Origin of the sequence: Streptomyces sp. NPDC028635, from assembly GCF_040637635.1 — a bacterium.
Taxonomy (GTDB): domain Bacteria; phylum Actinomycetota; class Actinomycetes; order Streptomycetales; family Streptomycetaceae; genus Streptomyces.
Map to the genome: position 1 here is coordinate 273,369 of NZ_JBEZWX010000006.1, position 6,754 is coordinate 280,122.

Here is a 6,754-nt window from a genome sequence, read left to right on the forward strand (position 1 = left end):
GGGTGCCCCCGGACTCAGTCCGAGGGAGGGTCAGTAGCCCCGCTGGCTCGCGTAGAAGACCAGCCGGTACTTGCCGATCTGCACCTCGTCGCCGTTGTGCAGGGCGACCTGGTCGATGCGCTCGCGGTTGACGTAGGTGCCGTTGAGGCTGCCCACGTCGGCGACCGTGAACGTGCCGTCCGGGCTGCGCCGGAACTCCACGTGGCGGCGCGAGACCGTGACGTCGTCCAGGAAGATGTCGCTCTGCGGGTGGCGCCCGGCCGTGGTCAGCTCACCGTCCAGCAGGAAGCGGCTGCCCTGGTTCGGCCCGCGGCGCACGACCAGGAGCGCGGAACCCAGCGGCAGCGCGTCCACGGCCGCCTGCGCCTCCGGGGAGAGCGCCGGGAGCTGCGTCTGACCGGTGACCTCGGAGTCGTAGGCCTCGATGCCGGAGATGGAGATCGTGGACGTCGTCTCCGAGGCACGCTCCGGCACCGCCCCGGCGCGGAGCGGCGCGCCGCAGTTGTTGCAGAAGCGGCTGTTCTCCGCGTTGCGGTGACCGCACCTCGTGCAGACCAGGGCCGACATGGACGGATCCTCCTGCCGCGGCTGCCCCGCCGGGGCATGGGACGCGTACGGGTCGGACGAGAACCCTCCACCCGTACCTGAGGTTGACGGTTGGCCGAAACCTATGCCGCCGGCCTGGGCAGGGTCAACAGACGGCGCGCCCTGACCTCCGGAAATGCCACCGCCCGGACCAGCCACCTGGTCCCGGAACAGCGGACGCTGTGCCTCTTCGTCCGGCTGGGCGCGATGGCGAGCGGTCGCGTTGCTGTCGCTGCCCTCTCGCGCGCTCTTGCCGAACAACCTCGCAAACAACTTCACGGGCGATTCCCCTTGACCGAAACAGACCCGCCCGTGGGGCAGGACGAACCCTGACTGAACACACCGGTCGACCCGGACATCCTCACAACGTCCGTATCCACCAAACAGTTTCCACCACGCACCACCCCTTCGGTGCGCCGACCCCCCGCAAGCTCATGCCCTCGTCCGACGCCCCCCATGCACCCCCGGTTCACTGGGAGGACGACCGAGCGTAGTCAGGCTGCTTCGCCGCTCGCAAGGCGTCCACGACGATCTTGCTCGATCGCTCGACGGTCACGGTGGCCTGCTCCTTCTCCAGGGTCTGCACCACGCCTCCCGGGATGTTGAGCGCCGGTTCCAGGTCCTGCGGCTTGCCGATGACCTTGAAACGATAAGGCGCGGTGATCTTGTTCCCGTCGACGCTGACACTCTTGCCGGAGTCGGTGAGGTATGTGCCGGCGACCACCCGGACATCGTCGACCTGGATCGCCTCCGCGCCCGCCGCGCGCAGCTCCTGGATCGCGTCGAGCAACATGTCCGCCTGGACCGTCCCCTTCGGGTCGTCGATGGTCATCGTGATGCCGGGACCCTGCGCCGCCACCGTGCCCGCCAGGATGCCGAGTTGCCGTTCCTTCTCCACCGTCTGCTTGCGGGCCTCCTCGGCCTGGTCGGAGCTGTTCTCCAGCTCCTGGCGCTGCTTGTCGAGCCCCTGCTTCTCGTCCTCAAGACGCTGTGTGCGGTCGTCGAGTTCATCGAGGATCCGGACAAGATCCTCCTGCCGGGCACCGCGCAGCGCGCTGTCACTGTCGCTGTTGGAGGCGACCTGGACGGCGAGCCCGAAGCCCAGACCGAAGAGCAGCACAGCGACGATCAGTTGGGCCCGCGTGACACGCGGCGGCCACAACCCCTTCACCAGCCGCTGCCGTCCGCTCACCGCACCGTCCGGCGCCACCCCGTTCGGCGCCACCCCGTTCGGCGCCGCCCCGTTCGGCGCCGCCCCGTTCGGCGCCGCCCCGGGAGCGGCATCGGCCTCGGGGGCCCGCGCCGGCACCTCCTCGGGCAGCTCCCGGCGCAGCTTGTGGTCGGGGTTCTCGGGCTGGTCGCTCTTCTTCCCGGGCGTCTTGTCGTCGTTGCTCATCGCCGTCACGCCCGGAACACGTGCCGTCGGATCGCCGCGGCGTTGGAGAAGATCCGGATGCCGAGCACGACCACGACACCGGTGGACAGCTGCGCGCCCACGCCCAGCTTGTCCCCGAGGAACACGATCAGCGCGGCCACCACCACGTTCGACAGGAACGACACCACGAAGACCTTGTCGTCGAAGATGCCGTCGAGCATGGCCCGCAGACCACCGAAGACGGCGTCCAGCGCCGCCACGACGGCGATCGGCAGATACGGCTCGACGACCGCCGGAACCTCCGGCCGGACCAACAGGCCGGCCACGACTCCCACGACGAGGCCCAGTACGGCGATCACGATGTGCCCTTCTCAGTCTTTGCCGTGTCCGGCTGTGCTGTACGTACGATCACGCTCGGTGCCGCGGGGAGCCGGAGGTCGCTCTGCACGGAGATGTTGGTACGGATGCCGTAGTTCTCCTGCAGGGCGTTCAGATACAGCCCGTCCGCGCTGTCCTGGAACCGCGTGCTGAGCTGCTCGCCGTCCCCCACCGCCAGCACCGTGTACGGCGGCACCAGAGGCTTGTTGTCGACCAGTATCGCGTCCCCCGCGGCCCTGATCGCGGACAGTGCCGTCAGCCGCTGCCCGTTGATCGCCACGGCCTCCGCGCCGGACGCCCACAGGCCGTTGACCACCCGCTGCATGTCCCGGTCGCGCACCCGGCCCGTGTCGGAGAACCCGCTGGTCTCCCGCGGGTTGCCGGCCTGTCCGGACGTGGCTTCCTTGGCGTCGTCCACGACCAGCTTCACGCCCGGCCCGTGCACGGCGATCGCCCCGGACAGGATGCCCGCCAGCTCCGCCTGCTCGCCGCCCCCGCTCGTCCTGAGCGCCTCGCGCTGCCGCGCGCTCACGTCGTCACGCAGCTGGTCGACGGTGCCCTCGAGGTCGTCGGCCGTCTTCGTCTCCCGGTCGATCCGGTCGAGCAGCTCCTGGCGCTCCTTGGCGACGACCGGGGCCGCCACCCGCGCCTGTGCGGCACCGACGGTGACCACGAGCGCCGCGAGCACCAGTCCGGCGGCGAGCCCCAGCTTGGCTCTCAGCGTCTTCGGCAGGCCTCCCGAGCCGGCCGCCCGCTTGCGGGCGGCGGCCTCCGCATAGCCGTCGTCGAGGCTGTGGTCCATGACGTTGGTGAGCAGCGACATGGACGCGTCCGGCCGCGACGGTGGCGTGCGAGTGCTCCGAACGGGGGGCTGCTGCGGCATGCCGCACATCGTCGCACGTCGCGACGGATTCCTCCGAATGGCCCCACCGGCGTGCCGGACAGGCCCCTGTCGGGGAGCCTTGTCCGGCACGCACGCGTGCCGTTGTGCCTAGCGTCCCGCGCTGTCCACGACGGCCGCCCACTCGTCCAGCAGGGCCTGAGCGGAGGCGTCGTCGGGGCCCTCGGCCCACAGATGGGTGACCGCCTCGGCCGGGTCCGGCAGCACCATCACCCAGCGCCCGTCGGGCTCCACGACACGCACCCCGTCCGTGGTGTCCACATGGCGGTCTCCCGCCGCCTCGACGACCCGCCGCATGACGAGTCCCTTCACGGCCCACGGGGTCGCCAGATCGCGCTTGAGCACGTGCGCCCGCGGAATCCGCGCGTCGATCTGGCTGAGCGTGAGCTGCGTCCGCGCGACCAGACCGATCAGCCGTACGAAGGCAGCCGTACCGTCGTAGACGCTGCTGAACTCGGGGACGATGAAGCCACCCTTGCCGTCACCGCCGAAGATGGTGCCCTCCTCGCCGCCGACCCTCGTCAGGTCGTCCGGCGAGGTGGTCGTCCACTCCACCTGGGTGCCGTGGTACGCGGCCACCTGCTCGGCGATCCGCGTGGTCGTCACCGGAAGCGCCACCCGGCCGCTGCGCCGCTCCGCGGCGATCAGGTCGAGCATCACCAGCAGGGCCCGGTCGTCCTCGATGATCCGGCCCTTCTCGTCCACGAGCGACAGCCGCTCGCCGACCGGGTCGAACCGCACACCGAACGCGGCACCCGAGGACGCCACGATCTCACCGAGCCGCACCAGCCCCGCCCGGCGCATCTCCGTGGTCTCGGTCGGCCGGGTCTCGTCGAGACCGGGGTTGATCGTCAGCGAGTCCACGCCGAGCTTGCCCAGAAGGCTCGGCAGCACCAGACCGGCGCTTCCGTTGGAAGCGTCCACGACGACCTTCAGACCCGACTCGGCGATGCCGGTGGTGTCCACGTTGCGCAGCAGCGACCCCGTGTACGAGTCGAAGACACTGGCCGGGAAGTGCAGGTCACCGATCTCGCCGGGGAACGCGCGCCGGTACTCCTGCCGCGCGAACACCCGGTCGAGCTTGCGCTGGCCGCCCTGCGAGAGGTCGGCGCCCTGCGAGTCGAAGAACATGATGTCGACCGAGTCCGGCACCCCGGGCGTGGTCCGGATCATGATCCCGCCGGCGCTTCCCCGGGCGGTCTGCTGACGCGCCACCGGCAGCGGCACGTTCTCCAGATCGCGTACGTCGATGGCGCTGGCCTGCAGCGCAGAGATCACCGCGCGCTTCAGCGCCCGGGCACCGCGGGAGTGGTCGCGGGCCGTGGTGACCGTGGAGCCCTTCTTGAGGGTCGTGGCGTACGCGCCGGCCAGCCGCACGGCCAGCTCCGGCGTGATCTCCACGTTGAGGATGCCGGACACACCCCGGGCGCCGAACAGGTGCGCCTGTCCGCGGGACTCCCAGATGACCGACTGGTTGACGAAGGCGCCGGCCTCGATCGTCTTGAACGGGTAGACCCGCACATTGCCCTGCACGATCGATTCTTCGCCGACCAGGCACTCGTCACCGATGACGGCACCGTCCTCGATACGAGCCGCCCGCATGATGTCGGTGTTCTTGCCGACGACGCATCCGCGCAGATTGCTGTGCTGCCCGACATAGACGTTGTCGTGCACCACGGCCTTGTGCAGGAAGGCACCGCTCTTGACGACGACATTGGAGCCCACCACGGTGTGCTCGCGGATCTCGGCGCCGGCTTCCACCTTGGCGTAGTCACCGATGTACAGCGGCCCGCGCAGAACGGCGTCCGGATGGACTTCCGCGCCCTCGGCGACCCATACGCCCGGCGAGATCTCGAAGCCGTCGATGTCGACGTCGACCTTGCCCTCAAGGACGTCGGCCTGGGCCTTCACATAGCTCTCGTGGGTGCCGACGTCCTCCCAGTAGCCCTCGGCGACAAAGCCGTAGATCGGCTTGCCTTCCTTCAAGAGCTGCGGGAAGACGTCACCGGACCAGTCGACGGGCACATCGGGCTCGACGTAGTTGAACACCTCGGGCTCCATGACATAGATGCCCGTGTTCACGGTGTCCGAGAAGACCTGGCCCCAGGTCGGCTTCTCCAGGAAGCGCTCGACCTTGCCTTCCTCGTCGACGATGGTGATACCGAATTCCAGCGGATTGGGCACACGGGTCAGGCAGACCGTGACCATCGCGCCCTTTTCCTTGTGGAAATTGATCAGCTCGGTGAGGTCGAAGTCGGTCAGGGCGTCACCGGAGATGACGAGGAAGGCATCGTCCTTCAATGCCTCTTCGGCGTTCTTGACGCTTCCGGCGGTACCGAGTGGCTTCTCCTCATTGGCATAGGTGAGCTCCATGCCGAGCTCTTCACCGTCACCGAAGTAGTTCTTGACCAGCGACGCCAGGAACTGCACTGTTACGACGGTCTCGTTGAGCCCATGCCTTTTGAGCAGCCGCAGCACATGCTCCATGATCGGTCGGTTGGCGACCGGCAGAAGCGGCTTGGGCATGCTCGAGGTCATGGGGCGAAGGCGCGTGCCTTCGCCTCCGGCCATCACGACGGCCTTCATGTCGGAAGCGTCCTCCTCTAAAGACGACGGTCTAGCCGACTACTCCCGTCCAGATTCTCCCGTACTTTCCCAGAGCGGGCCATCGGGGACCGCCGTCACCGTCGACGGGCGAGGAGTCAGTCGGCCGTGGCATCCGCTCGGACCAGGCGGCGGACTTGTACCACGTAGAGGACTCCTGCCCACCAGTACAGCGTTGTACCCCATCCGGCGAACGCCCATCCGAAAATAGCAGCGAGTGACGGCAGCCAGCCAGACCCGTCACTGAGCAGCAGCAACGGGAACGCGTACATCAGGTTGAAGGTCGCGGCCTTGCCGAGGAAGTTGACCTGCGGCGGCGGATAGCCGTGCCGGCGGAGGATGCCCACCATCACCAGCAGGACCAGCTCCCGCGCGAGCAGTACAGCGGTCAACCAAAGGGGCAGAATCTCGCGCCAGGTGAGGCCGACGAGAGTGGAGAGGATATAGAGCCGGTCGGCCGCCGGGTCGAGCAGCCGGCCGAGGCTGCTGATCTGGTTCCAGCGCCGGGCGAGCTTCCCGTCCAGATAGTCACTGACACCACTCAGGGCCAGCACGAGAAGTGCCCAGCCGTCGCTCTTCGGGCCGCCGAACTCGGGGCGCAGAATGAGCCACAGGAACAGGGGCACGCCGACGAGCCGCGCCATGCTGAGGATGTTGGGGATGGTGAGGACCCGGTCTGTCTGAACACGAGTCTCCTGGACCTCCACCCGGGGGCCTCCAGTAGGAAATGAGCCAACGATGCCCCCTGACCCTACCTCAACGCAAAAAAGCTCTGGCTCTTGGGCTGTCTGCCCAAGAGCCAGAGCTCTAAAAGGAGTTCGGCGGCGTCCTACTCTCCCACAGGGTCCCCCCTGCAGTACCATCGGCGCTGTAAGGCTTAGCTTCCGGGTTCGGAATGTAACCGGGCGTTT

At 68.3% G+C, this 6,754-nt stretch carries 6 protein-coding genes and 1 rRNA gene; all 7 read right to left on the minus strand.

Annotated elements, in window-relative coordinates:
* Nucleotides 1–30: 30 nt before the first annotated feature.
* Nucleotides 31–864, minus strand: a complete 834-nt coding sequence (locus AB0E88_RS09830; protein WP_361626703.1) for an FHA domain-containing protein — start codon at nt 862–864, stop codon at nt 31–33.
* Nucleotides 865–1,054: 190 nt separating this feature from the next.
* Nucleotides 1,055–1,981: a DUF881 domain-containing protein gene (locus AB0E88_RS09835; protein ID WP_361626706.1), complete on the minus strand. Its 927-nt coding sequence runs from the start codon at nt 1,979–1,981 to the stop codon at nt 1,055–1,057.
* A 5-nt stretch (nt 1,982–1,986) separates the two neighbouring features.
* A complete protein-coding gene (locus AB0E88_RS09840) occupies nt 1,987–2,319 on the minus strand; it encodes a small basic family protein (protein WP_003988855.1) in 333 nt (110 codons plus the stop codon).
* Nucleotides 2,316–3,221, minus strand: a complete 906-nt coding sequence (locus tag AB0E88_RS09845) for a DUF881 domain-containing protein (protein ID WP_361626710.1) — start codon at nt 3,219–3,221, stop codon at nt 2,316–2,318. Before AB0E88_RS09845 ends, AB0E88_RS09840 begins: the two co-directional genes overlap by 4 nt.
* 108 nt (nt 3,222–3,329) lie before the next feature.
* The gene (locus tag AB0E88_RS09850; protein WP_361626713.1) at nt 3,330–5,825 is read right to left on the minus strand and encodes a mannose-1-phosphate guanyltransferase; all 2,496 of its coding nucleotides are present in this window, start codon (nt 5,823–5,825) and stop codon (nt 3,330–3,332) included.
* 116 nt (nt 5,826–5,941) lie between these two features.
* Nucleotides 5,942–6,550, minus strand: a complete 609-nt coding sequence (locus tag AB0E88_RS09855) for a CDP-alcohol phosphatidyltransferase family protein (RefSeq protein ID WP_361626716.1) — start codon at nt 6,548–6,550, stop codon at nt 5,942–5,944.
* 109 nt (nt 6,551–6,659) lie between these two features.
* Nucleotides 6,660–6,754, minus strand: a 5S ribosomal RNA gene (gene rrf, locus AB0E88_RS09860); the annotation flags it as partial.

What these genes read in the sequence shown, in the direction of transcription:
- AB0E88_RS09845 (WP_361626710.1), bottom strand. Translation starts at nt 3,221, where the DNA reads ATGCCGCAGCAGCCCCCCGTTCGGAGCACTCGCACGCCACCGTCGCGG.
- AB0E88_RS09835 (WP_361626706.1), bottom strand. Translation starts at nt 1,981, where the DNA reads ATGAGCAACGACGACAAGACGCCCGGGAAGAAGAGCGACCAGCCCGAG.
- AB0E88_RS09850 (WP_361626713.1), bottom strand. Translation starts at nt 5,825, where the DNA reads ATGAAGGCCGTCGTGATGGCCGGAGGCGAAGGCACGCGCCTTCGCCCC.